Source organism: Pseudomonas sp. GM60 (assembly GCF_000282415.1).
In the GTDB taxonomy this organism is placed as follows: domain Bacteria; phylum Pseudomonadota; class Gammaproteobacteria; order Pseudomonadales; family Pseudomonadaceae; genus Aquipseudomonas; species Aquipseudomonas migulae.
Genome location: NZ_AKJI01000073.1, coordinates 14,950 through 35,010, shown reverse-complemented (window position 1 = coordinate 35,010; position 20,061 = coordinate 14,950). Strand labels below are relative to the sequence as shown.

Below are 20,061 nucleotides of genomic sequence, written 5' to 3'. Positions count from 1 at the left end.
CATCTCCCTGCTTGAAAGTCTGTAGTTTGAACCACAGCGACTGTTTGGTCACTTGGTTTGCGCGATAAAAGCGAAGATATTCTGAGAAAAGTAGTTTAAATAGCGCAAAAACCGCCCTAATGAGGGCGGTTCTGCTTCTCGTTTAGACTTCGTTAATCTGTACGTTGAGCGCCTTTGCGATTGCGTCTCCATAAGCCGGGTCGGCCTTGAAGAAATGCTGCAATTGGCGATCCACTACATCAGCGGAGACCCCTGCCATCGCGCCCGCAATATTGTTGGTCAGCAGGTTTTTCTGCTCATCACTCATCAAACGGAACAACGCACCTGCGTGGCTGTAGTAGTCCGTGTCTTCGCGATGATCGTAACGATCAGCCGCACCGTTCAATGCCAAAGCAGGCTCAGCATAACGAGGCGCCTGTTTTGGCGACTCTACGTAACTGTTCGGCTCGTAGTTCGGCGCTGCACCGCCATTGCTGCCAAACGCCATGGAGCCATCACGCTGGTAGCTGTTGACCGGGCTGCGCGGCGTATTCACCGGCAGTTGCTGATGGTTGGTACCAACACGGTAGCGGTGCGCATCGGCGTAAGCGAACACTCGCCCTTGCAGCATGCGGTCTGGCGACAGGCCGACACCTGGCACCATATTGCTCGGACCGAACGCCGCTTGTTCAACTTCCGCGAAGTAGTTCTGCGGATTACGGTCGAGTTCGAGCTCACCCACTTCGATCAGTGGGAACTCTTTCTGCGACCAGGTCTTGGTCACATCAAAAGGGTTCTCGTAATGCGCCGCAGCCTGGGCCTCGGTCATGATCTGAATGCACACACGCCATTTTGGGAAGTCGCCGCGCTCAATCGCGTCGAACAAGTCGCGCTGTGCGTAATCCGGATCAGTGCCCGCCAGGCGAGCAGCTTCTGCCGGTGCCAGGTTCTTGATCCCTTGCTGGGTCTTGTAATGCCACTTCACCCAGTGACGCTCGCCGCTGGCACTGATCAGGCTGTAAGTGTGGCTGCCGAAGCCGTGCATGTGACGGTAGCCATCAGGGATGCCACGGTCCGAAAACAGGATGGTGACCTGGTGCAGCGCCTCAGGCGAGTGCGACCAGAAGTCCCACATCATCTGCGCACTTTTCAGGTTGCTTTGCGGCAGGCGTTTTTGGGTGTGGATAAAGTCCGGAAACTTGAGCGGATCGCGAATGAAGAACACTGGAGTGTTGTTGCCAACGATGTCCCAGTTACCTTCTTCGGTATAGAACTTCAGGGCAAAGCCACGTGGGTCGCGTTCCGTGTCAGCCGAGCCGCGCTCACCGCCCACGGTGGAAAACCGCAGAAACGTTGGGGTCTGCTTGCCGACGGATTCGAACAGCTTGGCGCTGGTGTATTCAGTGATGTCGCGCGTCACGGTGAACGTACCGTAAGCACCCGAGCCCTTGGCGTGTACGCGACGCTCAGGAATGTTTTCACGGTTGAAGTGGGCAAGCTTCTCGATCAGGTGGAAGTCGTCGAGTAGCAATGGGCCACGAGGGCCGGCGGAGCGGGAATTCTGGTTGTCGGCGACAGGAGCGCCACTGGCGGTGGTAAGTATTTTATTTTGGCTCATGCGATCTCTTCCTCTGTCAGTCTTGAACTGCCGGCTAATCGGCTGAGAGGGAGTATTGATCACCAACGTTACACCTACAAATTCATTAACTTGTAAGTGTCGATAGAAAATTACTAACGAAGAGCCTACTTTTCAGACGCCCACAAAAAACCGGGCACTAGGCCCGGTTCTTCGTTTCAGACTGACGTCTTACTCAGCGGATACAGCTTCACCGCCGGTAGCACGATCAACCAACTCGACGTACGCCATAGGCGCGTTGTCGCCAGTGCGGAAGCCGCACTTGAGGATGCGCAGGTAGCCACCCTCACGGGTAGCGTAACGCTTGCCCAGGTCGTTGAAGAGCTTACCAACGATAGCTTTCGAACGAGTACGGTCGAAAGCCAGACGGCGGTTAGCCAGGCTGTCTGTCTTGGCCAAAGTGATCAGCGGCTCAGCAACGCGACGCAGTTCTTTAGCTTTCGGCAGTGTAGTTTTGATCAGCTCGTGCTCGAACAGCGACACTGCCATGTTTTGAAACATGGCCTTGCGGTGCGAGCTAGTGCGGCTCAGGTGACGACCACTTTTACGATGACGCATGGTTCATTCCTTACCAAACACGACGTTCGGTGATTACGACGATCAGGCAGTCGCCTTGTCGTCCTTCTTAAGACTTGCAGGCGGCCAGTTGTCGAGGCGCATGCCGAGGGACAGACCGCGGGAGGCCAGAACGTCCTTGATTTCAGTCAAGGATTTCTTGCCAAGGTTCGGAGTCTTCAACAGCTCTACTTCGGTACGCTGAATCAGGTCACCGATGTAGTAGATGTTTTCCGCCTTAAGGCAGTTAGCCGAACGTACAGTCAGTTCCAGATCGTCAACCGGGCGAAGCAGGATCGGATCGATCTCGTCTTCCTGCTCGACAACCACTGGCTCACTGTCACCTTTGAGGTCGACGAACGCAGCCAACTGCTGTTGCAGAATGGTTGCAGCGCGACGGATAGCCTCTTCAGGATCCAGAGTACCGTTGGTTTCCAGATCAATAACCAGCTTGTCCAGGTTAGTACGCTGCTCGACACGGGCGTTTTCCACCACGTATGCGATACGGCGAACCGGGCTGAACGAAGAGTCAAGCTGCAAGCGACCGATGCTGCGGCTTTCGTCTTCATCGCTCTGACGCGAGTCTGCCGGTTCATAACCACGACCACGAGCTACGGTGAGCTTCATGTTCAGGGCGCCGTTAGACGCCAGGTTAGCGATTACGTGATCGGGGTTAACGATCTCGACATCATGATCCAGCTGAATATCGGCAGCGGTAACCACCCCCGAACCCTTCTTCGACAAGGTCAGCGTAACTTCGTCACGACCGTGCAGCTTGATAGCCAGACCTTTAAGGTTCAACAGGATTTCAATTACGTCTTCCTGTACGCCTTCGATTGCGCTGTACTCATGGAGTACACCGTCAATCTCGGCCTCGACTACTGCACAGCCGGGCATTGAGGACAACAGGATGCGGCGCAGCGCGTTGCCCAGGGTGTGGCCGAAACCACGCTCGAGAGGCTCGAGAGTGATCTTGGCGCGGGTTGGACTGACAACCTGCACATCAATATGGCGGGGTGTCAGGAACTCATTTACCGAAATCTGCATGGATGCACCTATTTTCTAGCCCTTACTTGGAGTAGAGCTCGACAATCAGGCTTTCGTTGATGTCGGCGGACAGATCACTGCGAGCTGGAACGTTCTTGAAAACGCCCGACTTCTTCTCAGTGTCTACTTCTACCCATTCTACGCGGCCACGTTGGGCACACAGATCGAGAGCTTGGACAATGCGAAGTTGGTTCTTTGCTTTCTCGCGAATCGCGACCACGTCACCAGCACGAACCTGGTAAGACGGTACGTTTACGGTCTGACCGTTAACGCTGACGGATTTGTGCGATACCAGCTGACGGGATTCGGCACGAGTAGAGCCAAAACCCATACGGTATACAACGTTGTCCAGACGGCATTCGAGCAGTTGCAGCAGGTTTTCACCGGTTGCACCTTTCTTGCCAGCAGCTTCTTTGTAGTAGCCGCTGAATTGACGCTCGAGAACGCCGTAGATACGACGGACCTTCTGCTTTTCACGCAGTTGGGTGCCGTAATCGGACTGGCGACCGCGGCGTTGGCCGTGGATACCAGGTGCTGCTTCAATGTTGCACTTCGATTCGATCGCGCGCACGCCGCTCTTCAGAAAGAGATCGGTGCCTTCGCGACGAGCGAGTTTGCATTTTGGACCAATGTAACGAGCCATTCTTTACAATCTCCTGGATTACACGCGGCGCTTCTTCGGCGGACGGCACCCGTTGTGCGGGATTGGCGTCACGTCGGTGATGCTGGCGATCTTGTAGCCACAGCCGTTCAAAGCGCGGACTGCAGATTCACGACCTGGGCCTGGACCTTTGACGTTAACGTCGAGGTTTTTCAGACCGTATTCCAGCGCAGCTTGACCAGCACGTTCAGCAGCTACTTGAGCAGCAAACGGGGTGGACTTGCGGGAACCGCGGAAACCCGAACCACCGGAGGTAGCCCAGGAAAGAGCGTTGCCTTGACGGTCGGTGATGGTCACGATTGTGTTGTTAAAAGAAGCATGGATGTGGGCGATGCCATCAACCACTGTCTTTTTAACTTTTTTACGAGGACGAGCAGCAGGTTTAGCCATGATTAATTTCCTGTCGATTCGCTGGGGCGATTACTTGCGGATCGGCTTACGCGGACCTTTACGGGTACGCGCGTTAGTCTTGGTACGCTGACCGCGTACTGGAAGACCACGACGATGACGCAGACCGCGATAGCAACCGAGGTCCATCAAACGCTTGATTTTCATGTTGATTTCGCGACGCAGGTCACCTTCAGTGGTGAACTTCGCCACTTCGCCACGCAGCTGTTCAATCTGCTCGTCGCTCAGATCCTTGATCTTTGCGGCTGGGTTTACCCCAGTCACTGCACAGATCTTCTGTGCAGTAGTGCGACCAACACCATAGATGTAGGTCAGCGAGATAACAGTATGCTTGTTATCTGGAATGTTAACGCCTGCAATACGGGCCATTCAGTGGGACTCCAATTGACAGCTACCTACGCCCCGGAAGCCAAGAAATAGGGCGCGAGATAATATCGCTGTAATAACAAATAATCAACCCGGTAGCGCACTAGCTACCGGGCTTGAAGCACAATCACACTCAGCCTTGGCGCTGTTTGTGACGCGGTTCCGCGCTGCAAATTACTCGAACAACACCTTCGCGGCGAATAATCTTGCAGTTACGGCACAGCTTTTTCACCGATGCACGAACTTTCATCACCAACTCCTCGAACCTTATGGGTACTCAGCGCAACATGCCGCTGCCGTAACCCTTCAGGTTGGCTTTCTTCATCAGGGATTCGTACTGGTGCGAAACGAGGTGCGATTGTACTTGGGACATGAAGTCCATCACAACCACGACGACGATCAGCAACGAGGTCCCGCCAAGGTAGAACGGTACGTTTGCCGCAACCACCAGGAACTGGGGAAGCAGACACACGGCCGTCATGTAAAGAGCACCGAACATGGTCAAGCGAGTCAGAACGCCATCAATGTAGCGCGCAGACTGCTCACCTGGACGGATGCCCGGAATAAAGGCACCGGACTTCTTCAGGTTTTCCGCTACGTCTTTCGGATTGAACATCAACGCCGTATAGAAGAAGCAGAAGAAAATAATCCCTGCACTAAACAGCAGAATATTCAACGGCTGACCAGGAGCGATCGACTGCGAGATGTCCTGCAACCAGCCCATACCTTCAGACTGGCCGAACCAGGCACCCAACGAAGCCGGGAACAGCAAAATGCTGCTCGCGAAAATGGCCGGAATAACACCGGCCATGTTCACCTTCAGCGGCAAGTGGCTAGTCTGCGCAGCGAAGACCTTACGGCCCTGCTGACGCTTGGCGTAGTGAACAGCAATACGACGCTGACCACGCTCAATGAACACCACGAAACCGATAATCGCTACTGCCAGCAAACCGATGGCAACCAGGGCGAAGATGTTGATATCACCCTGACGTGCAGACTCGAAAGACTGCCCGATCGCTCTCGGAAGACCGGCGACGATACCCGAAAAAATCAACATCGAGATACCGTTGCCAACACCACGCTCAGTAATCTGCTCACCCAGCCACATCATGAACATCGCACCAGCCACAAACGTGGATACCGCGACGAAATGGAAGCCAAAGTCACCAGTGAACGCAACGCCCTGCCCTGCCAGACCAATGGACATGCCAATTGCCTGAACAAGAGCGAGGACGACAGTGCCGTAGCGGGTGTACTGGCTGATCTTGCGACGGCCAGCTTCACCTTCCTTCTTCAACTGCTCCAGCTGCGGACTGACGGCGGTCATCAGCTGCATGATGATCGATGCCGAAATGTACGGCATGATCCCCAATGCAAAGATGCTCATCCGCTCCAGCGCGCCGCCGGAAAACATGTTGAACAAGCTAAGAATGGTCCCCTCATTCTGTCGAAACAGGTCCGCGAGTCGGTCCGGGTTGATACCTGGAACCGGGATGTGTGCGCCTATTCGGTAGACGATAATCGCCAGGAACAGAAAACGCAGACGAGCCCAGAGTTCAGACATACCGCCTTTGCCGAGCGCAGAGAGAGCACCTTGCTTAGCCATTTATTCCTCGAACTTGCCGCCAGCTGCTTCGATAGCCGCACGCGCACCTTTGGTGGCGCCGATTCCCTTTCCGATGGTAACAGCGCGAGTCACTTCACCGGACAGCATGATTTTCACACGCTGTACGTTGACGTTGATCACGTTGGCATCTTTCAAGGACTGCACGGTGACGATGTCGCCTTCCACTTTAGCCAGCTCGGACAAACGCACTTCTGCGCGATCCATGGCTTTCAGGGAAACGAAACCGAACTTCGGCAGGCGACGATGCAGCGGCTGTTGACCGCCTTCAAAGCCTGGAGCAATGGTGCCACCGGAGCGGGAGGACTGACCTTTGTGGCCACGGCCACCGGTCTTACCCAAACCACTACCGATACCACGGCCCGGACGATGCTTTTCGCGACGGGAACCCGGCGCTGGACTCAGATCATTGAGTTTCATCGATTAACCCTCGACACGCAGCATGTAGTAAGCCTTGTTGATCATCCCGCGATTCTCGGGAGTATCAAGTACTTCTACAGTGTGACCGATGCGACGCAGACCCAGACCCTTAACGCACAGTTTGTGGTTAGGGATGCGGCCGGTCATGCTTTTGATCAGCGTAACTTTAACGGTAGCCATGATCAGAAGATCTCCTTGACGCTTTTGCCACGCTTGGCGGCAATGGATTCAGGAGACTGCATAGCTTTCAAACCTTTAAAAGTGGCGTGAACCACGTTTACCGGGTTAGTCGAGCCGTAGCACTTGGCCAGAACGTTCTGAACGCCAGCAACTTCGAGGACAGCACGCATAGCGCCGCCAGCGATGATACCGGTACCTTCAGAAGCAGGCTGCATGTACACCTTCGAAGCGCCGTGACCGGACTTCATTGCGTACTGCAGAGTGGTGCCGTTCAGGTCAACTTGGATCATGTTGCGGCGAGCAGCTTCCATTGCCTTCTGGATCGCAGCAGGCACTTCACGTGACTTGCCACGGCCGAAGCCAACACGCCCTTTACCATCACCAACCACGGTCAACGCAGTGAAAGTGAAGATACGGCCGCCTTTAACGGTTTTGGCTACGCGGTTAACTTGAACCAGCTTCTCGATGTAGCCTTCGTCGCGCTTTTGGTCGTTATTTGACATAACTTAGAACTCCAGCCCAGCTTCACGAGCAGCATCAGCCAGCGCCTTGACGCGGCCGTGGTACTTGAAGCCAGAGCGGTCGAAAGCCACCTGCGAGACGCCAGCGGCTTTAGCACGCGTAGCGACCAGCTGGCCAACCTTAGTGGCCGCGTCGATGTTGCCAGTGGCGCCATCACGCAGTTCTTTATCCAAAGTCGAGGCAGATGCCAGGACTTTGTTGCCGTCGGCCGAAATGACCTGGGCGTAGATGTGCTGCGACGAGCGGAACACGCAGAGACGCACGACTTCGAGTTCGTGCATTTTCAGGCGTGCTTTGCGAGCGCGACGCAGTCGAGTAACTTTTTTGTCGGTCATTTGCTATGCCCTACTTCTTCTTGGCTTCTTTACGACGGACGACTTCGTCCGCGTAGCGCACACCTTTGCCTTTGTACGGCTCTGGTGGACGGAAGTCGCGGATCTCGGCGGCCACTTGACCTACCAGCTGCTTATCGATGCCCTTGATCAGGATATCGGTCTGGCTAGGAGTCTCAGCGGTGATGCCTTCCGGCAGTTCATAATCCACTGGGTGCGAGAAGCCAAGAGCCAGGTTCAGCACTGTGCCTTTTGCTTGCGCTTTGTAACCAACACCGACCAGCTGGAGCTTACGCTCGAAGCCTTGGCTTACGCCTTGGACCATGTTGTTTACCAACGCACGAGTGGTACCAGCCATTGCGCGAGTTTGTTGATCGCCATTGCGAGCAGCGAAACGCAGCTCACCAGCTTCTTCAACGATCTCAACGGACGAATGGATGTTCAGTTCGAGAGTGCCCTTGGCACCCTTCACCGAAAGCTGTTGGCCTGCGAATTTGACTTCGACGCCGGCTGGCAGCTTAACGGGGTTCTTAGCGACGCGTGACATGCTTATCCCCCCTTAGAACACAGTGCAAAGAACTTCGCCGCCGACACCGGCAGCGCGCGCAGCACGATCCGTCATCACACCTTTGTTGGTGGAGACGATAGACACACCGAGACCGCCACGAACTTTTGGCAGATCATCGACGGACTTGTACTGACGCAGGCCTGGACGGCTAACGCGCTTCACTTCCTCGATGACCGGACGGCCTTCGAAGTACTTCAGCTCGATGGACAGCAGTGGCTTGATTTCGCTGCTGATCTGATAACCCGCAATGTAACCTTCGTCCTTCAGGACTTTGGCAACAGCTACCTTCAAAGTAGAAGACGGCATGCTTACGACGGACTTTTCAGCCATCTGGGCATTACGGATTCGAGTTAGCATGTCCGCTAACGGGTCCTGCATACTCATGGGCTAGACGCTCCTAATACACAAAAAATTAGCCTTGCGGCTACTACGTGTCGCCGAGGACATCCGTGCAAAAAAAGCACGGGCTCAGGCGAGCCGGGTATTCTAGACACACCCCACAAATGAATCAAGCCCCAAAAGGGGCTTGATTCAAGTTCAAGGTCACCGGCGGTCAGGATCTTGCGAACCTGGACGCCGAGACTTTGATAGTGCTTACCAGCTGGCTTTAACCAGACCAGGTACGTCACCACGCATTGCAGCCTCACGCAGTTTGTTACGGCCGAGGCCGAACTTGCGGTAAACGCCGTGTGGACGACCGGTCAGGCGGCAGCGGTTACGCATGCGCGAAGCGCTTGCGTCACGTGGCTGCTTTTGCAGAGCTACTGTAGCTTCCCAACGCGCTTCTGGACTTGCGTTCAGATCAACGATGATTGCTTTCAGTGCTGCACGCTTTTTGGCGTACTTGGCAACCGTGAGCTGACGCTTCAGCTCGCGGTTTTTCATGCTCATCTTGGCCATTTTCCTACTCCAATCAGTTGCGGAACGGGAATTTGAAAGCACGCAACAGGGCGCGACCTTCATCATCGTTCTTGGCAGTGGTGGTCAGGGTAATGTCCAGACCGCGGAGAGCATCGATCTTGTCGTAGTCGATTTCCGGGAAGATGATCTGCTCTTTAACGCCCATGCTGTAGTTACCACGACCATCGAAGGACTTGGCATTCAGGCCGCGGAAGTCGCGAACCCGAGGCAGGGAGATCGACAGCAGACGATCCAGGAACTCGTACATACGCTCACGGCGCAGGGTCACTTTGACGCCGATCGGCCAACCTTCACGGACTTTAAAGCCAGCGATGGATTTCCGAGCGTAAGTCACAACGACTTTCTGGCCGGTGATCTTTTCCAGGTCAGCAACAGCGTGCTCGATGACTTTTTTGTCACCGACTGCTTCGCCCAGACCCATGTTCAGGGTGATTTTGGTAACGCGTGGAACTTCCATCACGTTCGAAAGCTTAAGTTCTTCCTTAAGCTTCGGTGCGATTTCTTTCCAGTAAATCTCTTTTAGTCGTGCCATGGTCTCATCTACCTAGCAGTGTTCAAGCATCAACCGCTTTTTGGGTCGACTTGAAGACACGAATTTTCTTGCCGTCTTCTACTTTGAAACCAACGCGATCAGCCTTGTTGGTTTCGCCGTTGAAAATGGCTACGTTAGAAGCGTCCAGTGGAGCTTCTTTCTCGACGATACCGCCTTGTACGCCCGACATCGGGTTAGGCTTGGTATGACGCTTGACCAGGTTCAGACCACCGATAACCAGACGGTTATTAGCGAGAACCTTAAGCACCTTACCGCGCTTACCTTTGTCTTTGCCGGCGATCACGATGATCTCGTCGTCACGACGAATCTTTTGCATGTCGGATCTCCTTACAGCACTTCTGGGGCGAGCGAGACGATCTTCATGAACTTCTCAGTACGAAGTTCACGGGTCACTGGCCCAAAGATACGGGTGCCGATCGGCTCTTGCTTGTTGTTCAGAAGAACAGCAGCGTTGCCATCAAAGCGGATAATGGAGCCATCAGCACGACGTACGCCGTGACGAGTGCGGACTACAACAGCAGTCATCACTTGGCCTTTTTTCACTTTACCGCGAGGAATTGCTTCCTTCACGGTAACTTTGATGATGTCACCGATACCAGCGTAACGACGATGGGAGCCACCCAGCACCTTGATACACATAACACGGCGAGCGCCAGAGTTATCGGCCACATCGAGCATGGATTGAGTCTGAATCATATAATTTCTCCGACCCCTAGTCCTTAGACTTCCACAGCGCGTTCGAGAACATCAACCAGCGCCCAAGACTTGGTCTTGGCCAAAGGACGAGTTTCACGAATAGTGACTTTGTCGCCGATGTGGCACTGATTGGTTTCGTCGTGCGCGTGCAGCTTAGTCGAACGCTTAACGTATTTACCGTAGATCGGGTGCTTAACGCGACGCTCGATCAGAACGGTGATGGTCTTGTCCATTTTGTCGCTGACAACACGGCCAGTCAGCGTACGGACGGTTTTTTCGGCTTCAGCCATGATTACTTACCTGCCTGCTGTTTGAGCACAGTCTTCACGCGAGCGATGTCACGCTTAACTTGCCGGAGCAGGTGAGACTGCCCCAACTGGCCAGTTGCTTTCTGCATGCGCAGATTGAACTGGTCGCGCAGCAGGCCGAGCAGTTGCTCGTTAAGCTGCGGCGCGTCTTTTTCACGAAGTTCGTTCGCTTTCATCACATCACCGTCCGTTTAACAAAGGCGGTGGCGAGCGGCAGCTTTGCAGCAGCCAGGGCAAAAGCCTCACGCGCCAGCTCTTCAGAAACACCCTCGATTTCATACAGGACTTTGCCTGGCTGAATCTGGGCAACCCAGTACTCCACACTACCCTTACCTTTACCCATCCGAACTTCGAGTGGCTTTTTGGAAATAGGCTTGTCCGGGAATACACGGATCCAGATCTTGCCGCCACGTTTAACGTGACGGGTCAGAGCACGACGCGCTGACTCGATCTGACGAGCGGTGAGACGACCACGAGCTACAGACTTCAGCGCGAACTCGCCGAAGCTGACTTTGCTACCGCGCAATGCCAGGCCACGGTTGTGACCAGTCATTTGCTTGCGGAACTTCGTACGCTTTGGTTGCAACATTTGGCGTACCCCTTACTTAGCAGCTTTTTTACGAGGCGCTGGTGCTTGTGGTTTCAGTTCTTCTTGGCGACCACCAATTACTTCGCCTTTGAAGATCCAAACCTTTACACCGATCACACCGTAAGTGGTGTGAGCTTCGTAGTTGGCATAGTCGATGTCGGCACGCAGGGTGTGCAGTGGCACACGACCTTCACGATACCATTCAGTACGTGCGATTTCAGCACCGCCGAGACGACCGCTCACTTGGATTTTGATGCCTTTGGCACCAATGCGCATGGCGTTCTGTACAGCGCGCTTCATAGCGCGACGGAACATTACGCGACGCTCCAGCTGCTGAGCTACGCTCTGCGCAACCAACATACCGTCGAGTTCCGGCTTGCGGATTTCTTCGATATTGATGTGCACAGGCACACCCATTTGTTTGGTCAGGTCCTGACGCAGTTTCTCAACATCTTCACCTTTCTTCCCGATAACGATACCTGGGCGAGCGGTGTGGATGGTGATACGTGCAGTTTGGGCCGGACGATGGATATCGATACGGCTTACGGACGCGCTTTTTAGTTTGTCTTGGAGATACTCACGCACCTTCAGATCAGCGAACAAATAGTCCGCATAAGTCCGACCGTCTGCGTACCAGACGGAGGTGTGCTCCTTGACGATTCCCAGGCGAATGCCAATGGGATGTACTTTCTGACCCATCTCTTCGACTCCGTTACTTGTCAGCAACCTTGACAGTGATATGGCAAGACCGCTTGACGATGCGATCAGCACGGCCTTTGGCACGTGGCATGATGCGCTTCAGCGAACGCCCTTCGTTGACGAAAACGGTGCTGACTTTAAGGTCATCAACGTCTGCGCCTTCGTTATGCTCGGCGTTGGCTACGGCCGACTCCAGCACTTTCTTCATGATCTCGGCGGCTTTCTTACTGCTGAAAGCCAACAAGTTGAGCGCTTCGCCCACCTTCTTCCCGCGGATCTGGTCGGCGACCAAGCGGGCTTTCTGGGCGGAGATTCGAGCGCCCGACAACTTAGCGGCTACTTCCATTTCCTAACCCCTTAACGCTTGGCTTTCTTGTCAGCCACGTGCCCACGATAAGTGCGGGTACCGGCGAACTCGCCCAGTTTGTGGCCGACCATGTCTTCGTTCACGAGAACTGGAACATGTTGACGACCGTTGTGTACTGCGATGGTCAGACCGACCATTTGTGGCAGGATCATCGAACGGCGCGACCAGGTTTTAACTGGTTTGCGATCGTTCTTTTCCGCCGCCACTTCGATCTTCTTCAGTAGGTGAAGATCGATAAAAGGACCTTTTTTCAGAGAACGTGGCACTGTCGTATCCCTCTATTTACTTGCGACGACGGACGATCATTTTGTCGGTACGCTTATTACCACGAGTCTTCGCGCCCTTAGTCGGGAAGCCCCATGGCGATACCGGATGACGACCACCAGAGGTACGACCTTCACCACCACCATGTGGGTGGTCAACCGGGTTCATGGCAACACCACGAACGGTTGGGCGAACGCCACGCCAGCGTTTGGCACCAGCTTTACCCAGCGAACGCAGGCTGTGCTCGGAGTTCGAGACTTCGCCCAGGGTCGCACGGCATTCAGCCAGCACTTTACGCATCTCACCAGAACGCAGACGCAGGGTCACATAGACACCTTCACGAGCGATCAGCTGAGCCGAAGCACCAGCAGAACGAGCGATTTGCGCGCCTTTACCTGGCTTCAATTCGATGCCGTGTACGGTACTACCAACTGGAATGCTGCGCAGTTGCAACTGGTTGCCCGGCTTGATCGGAGCCAAAGCACCCGAAATCAGCTGATCACCAGCGTTCACGCCTTTAGGGGCGATGATGTAACGGCGTTCGCCGTCTGCGTACAACATAAGAGCAATGTGAGCAGTACGGTTTGGATCGTATTCGATACGCTCGACAGTGGCTGGAATGCCATCTTTGTCGTTGCGACGGAAATCGACCAGACGATAATGCTGCTTATGGCCACCACCGATGTGACGAGTGGTAATACGACCATTGTTGTTACGACCACCAGACTTCGATTTCTTCTCGAGCAGCGGTGCGTGAGGAGCGCCTTTATGCAGCTCCTGGTTGACCACCTTGACCACATGACGGCGGCCAGGGGAAGTCGGTTTGCATTTAACGATTGCCATGATGCACCCCTTCCTTACTCAGCACTGCTGCTGAAATCGAGATCTTGGCCTGGCTGAAGGGAGATAACTGCCTTCTTCCAGTCATTACGCTTGCCCAGACCGCGAGCAGTACGCTTGCTCTTACCCAGAACATTCAGGGTAGTAACACGCTCTACTTTCACGCTGAACAGGCTTTCGACGGCCTTCTTGATTTCCAGCTTGGTTGCATCAGTAGCAACCTTGAAAACGAACTGACCTTTCTTGTCTGCCAGAACCGTAGCCTTCTCGGAAACGTGCGGGCCAAGCAGAACTTTAAATACGCGTTCCTGGTTCATCCCAGCAGCTCCTCGAATTTCTTCACGGCCGACACGGTGATCAACACCTTGTCGTATGCGATCAGACTAACTGGATCGGAACCTTGCACATCACGTACATCTACGTGCGGCAGGTTGCGAGCAGCCAGGTACAGGTTCTGATCAACAGCGTCCGACACGATCAGAACGTCGGTCAGGCTCATGTTGTTCAGCTTGCCCAGCAGGTCTTTGGTTTTCGGAGTTTCAACTGCGAAATCCTGAACCACGACCAGACGATCAGTACGCACCAGCTCAGCAAGGATGGAACGCATTGCTGCGCGGTACATCTTCTTGTTCAGCTTCTGGGAGTGATCCTGAGGACGAGCTGCGAAAGTGGTACCGCCGCCACGCCAGATTGGGCTACGGATAGTACCGGCACGAGCACGGCCAGTACCTTTCTGACGCCATGGGCGCTTACCGCCACCACGAACGTCGGAACGGGTCTTTTGCTGCTTGCTACCTTGACGGCCGCCGGCCATGTAGGCCACGACTGCTTGGTGAACCAGCGTCTCGTTGAATTCGCCGCCAAATGTCAGTTCGGAAACTTCGATCGCTTGAGCGTCATTTACATTTAATTGCATGTCAGCTTCCCCTTAACCGCGAGCCTTGGCTGCTGGACGTACAACCAAGTTGCCGCCAGTAGCGCCAGGAACAGCGCCCTTGACCAACAACAGATTGCGTTCAGCGTCCACGCGCACTACTTCGAGGGACTGCACGGTCACGCGCTCAGCGCCCATATGACCGGACATTTTTTTGCCCTTGAATACACGACCAGGAGTCTGGCACTGGCCGATAGAGCCTGGAACGCGGTGGGACACGGAGTTACCGTGGGTATTATCTTGCCCGCGGAAGTTCCAACGCTTGATCGTACCCTGGAAGCCTTTACCTTTGGACTGACCGGTTACATCAACCAGTTGACCAGCGGCGAAGATTTCAGCGTTGATCAGATCGCCGGCCTGGTACTCGCCTTCTTCAAGACGGAATTCCATTACGGTACGACCAGCGGCAACGTTCGCTTTAGCGAAGTGGCCAGCCTGAGCAGCTGTAACACGCGAAGCACGACGCTCGCCTACAGTGACTTGCACTGCACGATAGCCATCGGTCTCTTCAGTTTTGAACTGGGTGACGCGATTCGGCTCGATCTCAATGACCGTGACCGGAATGGAGACACCTTCTTCGGTGAAAATACGGGTCATACCGCATTTACGACCGACTACACCAATAGTCATGTTGTAAACCTCATGAGTGTACGGGGCTTTCACCCGCTATGGCCGCCCATTTCAGAGCGTTACACGACTAAGACCGAGTCTTAGCCGAGGCTGATCTGCACTTCCACACCGGCCGCAAGATCAAGCTTCATAAGAGCATCAACGGTTTTATCCGTTGGCTGGACGATGTCCAGAACGCGCTTATGAGTACGGATCTCGTACTGGTCACGCGCGTCTTTGTTGACGTGCGGGGAGACCAGAACGGTGAACCGCTCTTTACGGGTAGGCAGTGGAATTGGACCACGCACTTGAGCACCAGTACGTTTCGCGGTTTCCACGATTTCCTGGGTGGATTGGTCGATCAGGCGATGGTCAAAAGCCTTCAACCTGATACGGATTTGCTGATTTTGCATTGGATTTCAGACTCCGGCTGCTATTCCCACCGGGCGCAATACGCCCGTTAAAAGGAGGCGCAATTCTATAGACGCCCCAGATAGGTGTCAACCCAATAAAAAAGCCCCCGCTAAGCGGGGGCTTTTTCAACTCATCAAAGCTTACTCAAAAAGAGCTTACTCGATGATTTTGGCTACGACGCCAGCGCCGACGGTACGACCGCCTTCACGGATAGCGAAACGCAGACCGTCTTCCATTGCGATGGTTTTGATCAGGGTAACAGTCATCTGAATGTTGTCACCTGGCATTACCATTTCAACGCCTTCTGGCAGCTCGCAGTTACCAGTCACGTCAGTAGTACGGAAGTAGAACTGTGGACGGTAGCCTTTGAAGAACGGAGTATGACGACCGCCTTCTTCCTTGCTCAGAACGTAAACTTCTGCGGTGAACTTGGTGTGCGGCTTAACCGAACCCGGCTTAACCAGAACCTGGCCACGCTCAACGTCGTCACGCTTGGTACCACGCAGCAGAACGCCGCAGTTCTCGCCAGCACGACCTTCGTCGAGCAGCTTGCGGAACATTTCAACACCGGTGCAGGTGGTGACGGTGGTGTCACGCAGACCAACGATTTCCAGTGGATCTTGAACGCGAACGATACCGCGCTCGATACGACCAGTCACAACAGTACCACGACCCGAGATCGAGAATACGTCTTCGATTGGCATCAGGAACGGCTTGTCGGTCAGACGAACTGGCTCTGGGATGTAGCTGTCCAGAGTTTCAACCAGTTTACGAACGGCAGTGGTGCCCATTTCGTTTTCGTCGTTGCCTTCCAGAGCCATACGAGCAGAACCGATGATGATCGGAGTGTCGTCACCTGGGAAGTCGTAAGTGCTGAGCAGGTCGCGAACTTCCATCTCAACCAGTTCCAGCAGCTCTGCGTCGTCTACCAGGTCAGCCTTGTTCAGGAAAACCACGATGTACGGAACGCCTACCTGACGGGACAGCAGGATGTGCTCACGGGTTTGTGGCATCGGACCATCAGCGGCCGAGCAAACCAGGATAGCGCCGTCCATCTGAGCAGCACCGGTGATCATGTTCTTCACATAGTCAGCGTGACCTGGGCAGTCAACGTGAGCGTAGTGACGGATCAGCGAGTTGTATTCAACGTGCGCGGTGTTGATGGTGATACCACGAGCTTTCTCTTCTGGTGCGCTGTCGATCTTGTCGAAGTCAACACGAGCCGAACCGAAAACTTCGGAGCAGACGCGAGTCAGAGCAGCAGTCAGAGTGGTTTTACCGTGGTCAACGTGACCGATGGTGCCAACGTTGACGTGCGGAAGGGAACGATCAAATTTTTCTTTAGCCACGACAATTAACTCCTAGCCTAAAGGACTGAATCAGCCTTGTTTTTTGGTTACAGTTTCGACGATGTGCGACGGAGCTGTATTGTATTTTTTGAATTCCATAGAGTAGCTTGCGCGACCTTGGGACATGGAACGAACGTCGGTCGCATAACCGAACATCTCGCCCAACGGAACCTCGGCACGAATTACTTTACCGGAAACCGTATCTTCCATACCCAGGATCATGCCGCGACGACGGTTAAGGTCGCCCATCACGTCACCCATATAGTCTTCAGGTGTAACAACCTCTACAGCCATGATCGGCTCAAGCAACTCACCACCGCCCTTCTGGGCCAGTTGCTTGGTCGCCATGGAAGCAGCCACCTTAAACGCCATCTCGTTCGAGTCGACGTCATGGTAGGAACCATCAAACACGGTAGCCTTCAGGCCGATCAGCGGATAGCCGGCAACAACGCCGTTCTTCATCTGCTCTTCGATACCCTTCTGGATAGCCGGGATGTATTCCTTAGGAACCACACCACCCACTACTTCGTTCAGGAATTGCAGACCTTCCTGACCTTCGTCAGCAGGAGCAAAGCGAATCCAGCAATGACCGAACTGGCCACGACCGCCGGACTGACGAACGAACTTGCCTTCAATTTCGCAGCTCTTCGTGATGCGCTCACGGTACGAAACTTGAGGCTTACCGATGTTGGCTTCGACGTTGAACTCACGGCGCATCCGGTCAACCAGGATGTCCAGGTGCAACTCGCCCATGCCGGAGATGATCGTTTGACCAGTCTCTTCATCAGTCTTGACGCGGAAAGACGGGTCTTCCTGAGCAAGTTTGCCCAGAGCGATACCCATTTTTTCCTGGTCGTCCTTGGTCTTAGGCTCTACGGCAACCGAAATAACCGGCTCCGGGAAGTCCATGCGAACCAGGATGATTGGCTTATCAGCGTTGCACAAAGTCTCACCAGTGGTGACGTCCTTCATGCCGATCAAGGCCGCGATGTCACCAGCGCGAACTTCCTTGATCTCTTCGCGGGCGTTTGCGTGCATTTGCACCATACGACCCACACGCTCTTTCTTGCCTTTAACCGAGTTGATCACGCCGTCGCCGGAGGCCAACACGCCCGAGTAAACTCGAACAAAGGTCAAGGTACCCACGAATGGGTCGGTAGCGATCTTGAACGCCAGAGCCGAGAACGGCTCGCTGTCGTCTGCGTGACGCTCCATTTCCTTGGTCTCGTCATCCGGGTCAGTACCCTTGATGGCAGGAATGTCGGTAGGAGCAGGCAGGTAGTCGATAACGGCGTCGAGAACCAGGGGAACACCCTTGTTCTTGAAGGAAGAACCGCAAACAGCCAGAACGATCTCGCCAGCAATAGTACGCTGACGCAGAGCGGCCTTGATTTCCGCGTTGGTGAGTTCTTCACCTTCGAGGTACTTGTTCATCAGCTCTTCGCTGGCTTCGGCCGCAGCTTCAATCATGTTGCTGCGCCACTCGTCAGCCAATTCCTGCAATTCAGCAGGGATAGGCTCGCGACGTGGAGTCATGCCTTTGTCAGCGTCATTCCAGTAAACAGCTTCCATGGACATCAGATCGATCTGACCCTGGAAGTTGTCTTCGGAACCGATAGCCAACTGAATTGGCACCGGAGTGTGACCCAGACGCTGCTTGATCTGACCGATCACGCGCAGGAAGTTTGCACCAGCACGGTCCATCTTGTTTACGTAAACAAGACGTGGAACGCCGTACTTGTTGGCCTGACGCCATACGGTTTCCGACTGAGGCTCAACACCCGAGGTACCGCAGAACACAACGACCGCGCCGTCGAGAACACGCAGGGAACGTTCAACTTCAATAGTGAAGTCAACGTGGCCCGGGGTGTCGATGACGTTGAAGCGATACTGATCTTTGTGCTGCTTCTCGGAACCCTGCCAGAAGGCGGTAATAGCAGCAGAAGTAATGGTAATACCACGCTCCTGCTCCTGCACCATCCAGTCTGTGGTCGCGGCGCCGTCATGCACCTCGCCCATTTTGTGACTTTTGCCAGTGTAAAAAAGGACGCGCTCGGTGGTGGTGGTTTTACCAGCATCCACGTGAGCAACGATACCAATGTTACGGTAGCGATTAATCGGTGTAGTACGAGCCATAAAGCCCTCGCAAAATTAGTGACGCTAAAATTAGAAGCGGTAGTGCGAGAAAGCCTTGTTGGCTTCAGCCATACGGTGCACGTCTTCACGCTTCTTAACTGCAGCACCTTTGCCTTCAGCAGCGTCCAACAGTTCACCAGCCAAACGCAGAGCCATAGACTTCTCGCCGCGCTTACGGGCGAAGTCTACCAACCAGCGCATTGCCAGAGCGTTACGACGGGACGGACGAACTTCGACCGGAACCTGGTAAGTAGCACCGCCTACACGGCGCGACTTTACTTCGACCAGCGGAGCGATGGCGTCGAGAGCTTTCTCGAAGATTTCCAGGGGGTCGCTGTTCTTGCGTTCTTTAACCTTCTCCAGCGCGCCATAAACGATACGCTCGGCAACGGCTTTTTTACCGCTTTCCATCACGTGGTTCATGAACTTGGCCAGGATTTGGCTTCCGTATTTTGGATCGTCAAGCACTTCGCGCTTGGCTGCTACGCGTCTTCTTGGCATGGATAAGCCCTCAAACGGTCTTCAGGTTCGCTCGGAATCGGTGCCCTTTCGGGACGCCTCCGACCTTACTCTTATCGACTCAGAAAAATAGATGATTCAGTTTTTACAAAAAGCCACTACTACTTAGGCTTCTTGGTACCGTACTTCGAACGACCTTGGTTACGACCTTTAACGCCGGAAGTATCCAAAGAGCCGCGAACGGTGTGGTAACGAACACCTGGCAAGTCTTTTACACGACCGCCGCGGATCAGTACCACGCTGTGCTCTTGCAGGTTGTGGCCTTCACCGCCGATGTACGAGGAAACCTCGAAACCGTTGGTCAGACGCACACGGCATACTTTACGCAGTGCCGAGTTAGGTTTTTTCGGCGTGGTGGTATACACACGGGTGCATACGCCACGACGTTGCGGGCAGTTCTGCAGCGCAGGCACGTCGGATTTCTCGACGATACGCTTACGCGGCTGACGTACCAGCTGGTTGATAGTTGCCATCTACTAGCTCCACTGTTGTCTTGCGACGCTATTGTCTTGCAAGAAAAGCAAAATGGCAGGAACGAATTCCCGCCAAATTTAGGGGTACAAGA

At 54.3% G+C, this 20,061-nt stretch carries 33 protein-coding genes; all 33 read right to left on the bottom strand.

Translation table 11 applies throughout. From position 1 onward, the window contains the following. Window positions 1-142 precede the first annotated feature (142 nt). The gene (locus PMI32_RS11050) at window positions 143-1,597 is read right to left on the bottom strand and encodes a catalase (protein WP_008030904.1); all 1,455 of its coding nucleotides are present in this window, start codon (window positions 1,595-1,597) and stop codon (window positions 143-145) included. A gap of 189 nt (window positions 1,598-1,786) precedes the next feature. Next, window positions 1,787-2,173 (bottom strand): 50S ribosomal protein L17, encoded by a 387-nt coding sequence (rplQ, locus tag PMI32_RS11055; protein ID WP_007943777.1) that lies wholly within the window; start codon window positions 2,171-2,173, stop codon window positions 1,787-1,789. 42 nt (window positions 2,174-2,215) lie between these two features. After that, window positions 2,216-3,217 carry a DNA-directed RNA polymerase subunit alpha gene (locus tag PMI32_RS11060; protein WP_003186012.1) on the bottom strand — a complete coding sequence of 334 codons (1,002 nt, stop codon included), beginning with the start codon at window positions 3,215-3,217 and terminating at the stop codon, window positions 2,216-2,218. Between the two features lie 22 nt (window positions 3,218-3,239). Further along, window positions 3,240-3,860 carry a 30S ribosomal protein S4 gene (gene rpsD, locus PMI32_RS11065; protein ID WP_003210056.1) on the bottom strand — a complete coding sequence of 207 codons (621 nt, stop codon included), beginning with the start codon at window positions 3,858-3,860 and terminating at the stop codon, window positions 3,240-3,242. Between the two features lie 18 nt (window positions 3,861-3,878). Further along, window positions 3,879-4,268, bottom strand: a complete 390-nt coding sequence (gene rpsK, locus PMI32_RS11070; RefSeq protein ID WP_002555466.1) for a 30S ribosomal protein S11 — start codon at window positions 4,266-4,268, stop codon at window positions 3,879-3,881. A gap of 30 nt (window positions 4,269-4,298) precedes the next feature. Then, complete coding sequence (gene rpsM, locus PMI32_RS0128940; RefSeq protein ID WP_003186020.1) at window positions 4,299-4,655, bottom strand: 30S ribosomal protein S13; 357 nt, start codon at window positions 4,653-4,655, stop codon at window positions 4,299-4,301. A 130-nt stretch (window positions 4,656-4,785) separates the two neighbouring features. Beyond that, window positions 4,786-4,902 (bottom strand): 50S ribosomal protein L36, encoded by a 117-nt coding sequence (rpmJ, locus tag PMI32_RS0128935; protein ID WP_002555468.1) that lies wholly within the window; start codon window positions 4,900-4,902, stop codon window positions 4,786-4,788. Window positions 4,903-4,929: 27 nt separating this feature from the next. Further along, window positions 4,930-6,258, bottom strand: coding sequence for a preprotein translocase subunit SecY (gene secY, locus PMI32_RS11075; protein WP_003228718.1), 1,329 nt, complete (start codon window positions 6,256-6,258; stop codon window positions 4,930-4,932). Next, entirely contained in the window at window positions 6,259-6,696 is a 438-nt protein-coding gene (gene rplO / locus PMI32_RS11080; protein ID WP_007896782.1) for a 50S ribosomal protein L15, read from the bottom strand. Window positions 6,697-6,699: 3 nt separating this feature from the next. Further along, window positions 6,700-6,876, bottom strand: a complete 177-nt coding sequence (gene rpmD / locus PMI32_RS11085) for a 50S ribosomal protein L30 (RefSeq protein WP_003186033.1) — start codon at window positions 6,874-6,876, stop codon at window positions 6,700-6,702. A 2-nt stretch (window positions 6,877-6,878) separates the two neighbouring features. Next, window positions 6,879-7,379 carry a 30S ribosomal protein S5 gene (gene rpsE / locus PMI32_RS11090; protein WP_007943782.1) on the bottom strand — a complete coding sequence of 167 codons (501 nt, stop codon included), beginning with the start codon at window positions 7,377-7,379 and terminating at the stop codon, window positions 6,879-6,881. A gap of 3 nt (window positions 7,380-7,382) precedes the next feature. Further along, a complete protein-coding gene (gene rplR, locus PMI32_RS11095; protein ID WP_003186037.1) occupies window positions 7,383-7,733 on the bottom strand; it encodes a 50S ribosomal protein L18 in 351 nt (116 codons plus the stop codon). Between the two features lie 10 nt (window positions 7,734-7,743). After that, complete coding sequence (gene rplF / locus PMI32_RS11100; protein WP_003176412.1) at window positions 7,744-8,277, bottom strand: 50S ribosomal protein L6; 534 nt, start codon at window positions 8,275-8,277, stop codon at window positions 7,744-7,746. A 12-nt stretch (window positions 8,278-8,289) separates the two neighbouring features. Continuing rightward, window positions 8,290-8,682 (bottom strand): 30S ribosomal protein S8, encoded by a 393-nt coding sequence (gene rpsH / locus PMI32_RS11105; RefSeq protein ID WP_003186040.1) that lies wholly within the window; start codon window positions 8,680-8,682, stop codon window positions 8,290-8,292. 210 nt (window positions 8,683-8,892) lie between these two features. Then, complete coding sequence (gene rpsN / locus PMI32_RS11110; protein WP_003176414.1) at window positions 8,893-9,198, bottom strand: 30S ribosomal protein S14; 306 nt, start codon at window positions 9,196-9,198, stop codon at window positions 8,893-8,895. 13 nt (window positions 9,199-9,211) lie between these two features. Next, the gene (gene rplE / locus PMI32_RS11115; RefSeq protein ID WP_003176415.1) at window positions 9,212-9,751 is read right to left on the bottom strand and encodes a 50S ribosomal protein L5; all 540 of its coding nucleotides are present in this window, start codon (window positions 9,749-9,751) and stop codon (window positions 9,212-9,214) included. Window positions 9,752-9,773: 22 nt separating this feature from the next. Further along, window positions 9,774-10,088, bottom strand: a complete 315-nt coding sequence (rplX, locus tag PMI32_RS11120) for a 50S ribosomal protein L24 (protein WP_003176416.1) — start codon at window positions 10,086-10,088, stop codon at window positions 9,774-9,776. 11 nt (window positions 10,089-10,099) lie between these two features. Beyond that, window positions 10,100-10,468 (bottom strand): 50S ribosomal protein L14, encoded by a 369-nt coding sequence (gene rplN, locus PMI32_RS11125; protein WP_002555479.1) that lies wholly within the window; start codon window positions 10,466-10,468, stop codon window positions 10,100-10,102. A 23-nt stretch (window positions 10,469-10,491) separates the two neighbouring features. After that, the gene (gene rpsQ, locus PMI32_RS11130; protein WP_003176419.1) at window positions 10,492-10,758 is read right to left on the bottom strand and encodes a 30S ribosomal protein S17; all 267 of its coding nucleotides are present in this window, start codon (window positions 10,756-10,758) and stop codon (window positions 10,492-10,494) included. Between the two features lie 2 nt (window positions 10,759-10,760). Next, a complete protein-coding gene (rpmC, locus tag PMI32_RS11135) occupies window positions 10,761-10,952 on the bottom strand; it encodes a 50S ribosomal protein L29 (RefSeq protein WP_008030901.1) in 192 nt (63 codons plus the stop codon). Then, window positions 10,952-11,365 carry a 50S ribosomal protein L16 gene (rplP, locus tag PMI32_RS11140; protein ID WP_008030899.1) on the bottom strand — a complete coding sequence of 138 codons (414 nt, stop codon included), beginning with the start codon at window positions 11,363-11,365 and terminating at the stop codon, window positions 10,952-10,954. Before rplP ends, rpmC begins: the two co-directional genes overlap by 1 nt. Before the next feature lie 12 nt (window positions 11,366-11,377). Continuing rightward, entirely contained in the window at window positions 11,378-12,064 is a 687-nt protein-coding gene (rpsC, locus tag PMI32_RS11145; protein WP_003176422.1) for a 30S ribosomal protein S3, read from the bottom strand. A gap of 13 nt (window positions 12,065-12,077) precedes the next feature. Next, complete coding sequence (gene rplV, locus PMI32_RS11150) at window positions 12,078-12,410, bottom strand: 50S ribosomal protein L22 (protein ID WP_003103908.1); 333 nt, start codon at window positions 12,408-12,410, stop codon at window positions 12,078-12,080. Between the two features lie 11 nt (window positions 12,411-12,421). After that, on the bottom strand, window positions 12,422-12,697 hold the full coding sequence (gene rpsS, locus PMI32_RS11155) for a 30S ribosomal protein S19 (RefSeq protein WP_002555486.1): 276 nt from the start codon (window positions 12,695-12,697) through the stop codon (window positions 12,422-12,424). A gap of 16 nt (window positions 12,698-12,713) precedes the next feature. After that, a complete protein-coding gene (gene rplB / locus PMI32_RS11160; RefSeq protein ID WP_008030897.1) occupies window positions 12,714-13,538 on the bottom strand; it encodes a 50S ribosomal protein L2 in 825 nt (274 codons plus the stop codon). A 14-nt stretch (window positions 13,539-13,552) separates the two neighbouring features. Then, a complete protein-coding gene (rplW, locus tag PMI32_RS11165; protein WP_002555488.1) occupies window positions 13,553-13,852 on the bottom strand; it encodes a 50S ribosomal protein L23 in 300 nt (99 codons plus the stop codon). Further along, window positions 13,849-14,451 (bottom strand): 50S ribosomal protein L4, encoded by a 603-nt coding sequence (rplD, locus tag PMI32_RS11170; RefSeq protein WP_003228735.1) that lies wholly within the window; start codon window positions 14,449-14,451, stop codon window positions 13,849-13,851. Before rplD ends, rplW begins: the two co-directional genes overlap by 4 nt. Before the next feature lie 12 nt (window positions 14,452-14,463). After that, window positions 14,464-15,099 carry a 50S ribosomal protein L3 gene (gene rplC / locus PMI32_RS11175; protein ID WP_003186059.1) on the bottom strand — a complete coding sequence of 212 codons (636 nt, stop codon included), beginning with the start codon at window positions 15,097-15,099 and terminating at the stop codon, window positions 14,464-14,466. An 80-nt stretch (window positions 15,100-15,179) separates the two neighbouring features. Continuing rightward, window positions 15,180-15,491 (bottom strand): 30S ribosomal protein S10, encoded by a 312-nt coding sequence (rpsJ, locus tag PMI32_RS11180; RefSeq protein WP_003186070.1) that lies wholly within the window; start codon window positions 15,489-15,491, stop codon window positions 15,180-15,182. A 156-nt stretch (window positions 15,492-15,647) separates the two neighbouring features. Further along, entirely contained in the window at window positions 15,648-16,841 is a 1,194-nt protein-coding gene (tuf, locus tag PMI32_RS11185; RefSeq protein ID WP_008030895.1) for an elongation factor Tu, read from the bottom strand. Window positions 16,842-16,871: 30 nt separating this feature from the next. Further along, window positions 16,872-18,977: an elongation factor G gene (fusA, locus tag PMI32_RS11190; RefSeq protein WP_008030893.1), complete on the bottom strand. Its 2,106-nt coding sequence runs from the start codon at window positions 18,975-18,977 to the stop codon at window positions 16,872-16,874. 30 nt (window positions 18,978-19,007) lie between these two features. Continuing rightward, window positions 19,008-19,478, bottom strand: coding sequence for a 30S ribosomal protein S7 (gene rpsG, locus PMI32_RS11195; protein ID WP_002555493.1), 471 nt, complete (start codon window positions 19,476-19,478; stop codon window positions 19,008-19,010). A gap of 119 nt (window positions 19,479-19,597) precedes the next feature. Beyond that, window positions 19,598-19,969: a 30S ribosomal protein S12 gene (gene rpsL, locus PMI32_RS11200; RefSeq protein WP_002555494.1), complete on the bottom strand. Its 372-nt coding sequence runs from the start codon at window positions 19,967-19,969 to the stop codon at window positions 19,598-19,600. Between the last annotated feature and the right edge of the window lie 92 nt (window positions 19,970-20,061).

Excerpts from the sequence above, each read along its gene's own strand:
- PMI32_RS11050 (WP_008030904.1), bottom strand. The coding sequence starts at position 1,597 with ATGAGCCAAAATAAAATACTTACCACCGCCAGTGGCGCTCCTGTCGCC.
- rplQ (WP_007943777.1), bottom strand. The coding sequence starts at position 2,173 with ATGCGTCATCGTAAAAGTGGTCGTCACCTGAGCCGCACTAGCTCGCAC.
- PMI32_RS11060 (WP_003186012.1), bottom strand. The coding sequence starts at position 3,217 with ATGCAGATTTCGGTAAATGAGTTCCTGACACCCCGCCATATTGATGTG.
- rpsD (WP_003210056.1), bottom strand. The coding sequence starts at position 3,860 with ATGGCTCGTTACATTGGTCCAAAATGCAAACTCGCTCGTCGCGAAGGC.
- rpsK (WP_002555466.1), bottom strand. The coding sequence starts at position 4,268 with ATGGCTAAACCTGCTGCTCGTCCTCGTAAAAAAGTTAAAAAGACAGTG.
- rpsM (WP_003186020.1), bottom strand. The coding sequence starts at position 4,655 with ATGGCCCGTATTGCAGGCGTTAACATTCCAGATAACAAGCATACTGTT.
- rpmJ (WP_002555468.1), bottom strand. The coding sequence starts at position 4,902 with ATGAAAGTTCGTGCATCGGTGAAAAAGCTGTGCCGTAACTGCAAGATT.
- secY (WP_003228718.1), bottom strand. The coding sequence starts at position 6,258 with ATGGCTAAGCAAGGTGCTCTCTCTGCGCTCGGCAAAGGCGGTATGTCT.
- rplO (WP_007896782.1), bottom strand. The coding sequence starts at position 6,696 with ATGAAACTCAATGATCTGAGTCCAGCGCCGGGTTCCCGTCGCGAAAAG.
- rpmD (WP_003186033.1), bottom strand. The coding sequence starts at position 6,876 with ATGGCTACCGTTAAAGTTACGCTGATCAAAAGCATGACCGGCCGCATC.
- rpsE (WP_007943782.1), bottom strand. The coding sequence starts at position 7,379 with ATGTCAAATAACGACCAAAAGCGCGACGAAGGCTACATCGAGAAGCTG.
- rplR (WP_003186037.1), bottom strand. The coding sequence starts at position 7,733 with ATGACCGACAAAAAAGTTACTCGACTGCGTCGCGCTCGCAAAGCACGC.
- rplF (WP_003176412.1), bottom strand. The coding sequence starts at position 8,277 with ATGTCACGCGTCGCTAAGAACCCCGTTAAGCTGCCAGCCGGCGTCGAA.
- rpsH (WP_003186040.1), bottom strand. The coding sequence starts at position 8,682 with ATGAGTATGCAGGACCCGTTAGCGGACATGCTAACTCGAATCCGTAAT.
- rpsN (WP_003176414.1), bottom strand. The coding sequence starts at position 9,198 with ATGGCCAAGATGAGCATGAAAAACCGCGAGCTGAAGCGTCAGCTCACG.
- rplE (WP_003176415.1), bottom strand. The coding sequence starts at position 9,751 with ATGGCACGACTAAAAGAGATTTACTGGAAAGAAATCGCACCGAAGCTT.
- rplX (WP_003176416.1), bottom strand. The coding sequence starts at position 10,088 with ATGCAAAAGATTCGTCGTGACGACGAGATCATCGTGATCGCCGGCAAA.
- rplN (WP_002555479.1), bottom strand. The coding sequence starts at position 10,468 with ATGATTCAGACTCAATCCATGCTCGATGTGGCCGATAACTCTGGCGCT.
- rpsQ (WP_003176419.1), bottom strand. The coding sequence starts at position 10,758 with ATGGCTGAAGCCGAAAAAACCGTCCGTACGCTGACTGGCCGTGTTGTC.
- rpmC (WP_008030901.1), bottom strand. The coding sequence starts at position 10,952 with ATGAAAGCGAACGAACTTCGTGAAAAAGACGCGCCGCAGCTTAACGAG.
- rplP (WP_008030899.1), bottom strand. The coding sequence starts at position 11,365 with ATGTTGCAACCAAAGCGTACGAAGTTCCGCAAGCAAATGACTGGTCAC.
- rpsC (WP_003176422.1), bottom strand. The coding sequence starts at position 12,064 with ATGGGTCAGAAAGTACATCCCATTGGCATTCGCCTGGGAATCGTCAAG.
- rplV (WP_003103908.1), bottom strand. The coding sequence starts at position 12,410 with ATGGAAGTAGCCGCTAAGTTGTCGGGCGCTCGAATCTCCGCCCAGAAA.
- rplB (WP_008030897.1), bottom strand. The coding sequence starts at position 13,538 with ATGGCAATCGTTAAATGCAAACCGACTTCCCCTGGCCGCCGTCATGTG.
- rplW (WP_002555488.1), bottom strand. The coding sequence starts at position 13,852 with ATGAACCAGGAACGCGTATTTAAAGTTCTGCTTGGCCCGCACGTTTCC.
- rplD (WP_003228735.1), bottom strand. The coding sequence starts at position 14,451 with ATGCAATTAAATGTAAATGACGCTCAAGCGATCGAAGTTTCCGAACTG.
- rplC (WP_003186059.1), bottom strand. The coding sequence starts at position 15,099 with ATGACTATTGGTGTAGTCGGTCGTAAATGCGGTATGACCCGTATTTTC.
- rpsJ (WP_003186070.1), bottom strand. The coding sequence starts at position 15,491 with ATGCAAAATCAGCAAATCCGTATCAGGTTGAAGGCTTTTGACCATCGC.
- fusA (WP_008030893.1), bottom strand. The coding sequence starts at position 18,977 with ATGGCTCGTACTACACCGATTAATCGCTACCGTAACATTGGTATCGTT.
- rpsG (WP_002555493.1), bottom strand. The coding sequence starts at position 19,478 with ATGCCAAGAAGACGCGTAGCAGCCAAGCGCGAAGTGCTTGACGATCCA.
- rpsL (WP_002555494.1), bottom strand. The coding sequence starts at position 19,969 with ATGGCAACTATCAACCAGCTGGTACGTCAGCCGCGTAAGCGTATCGTC.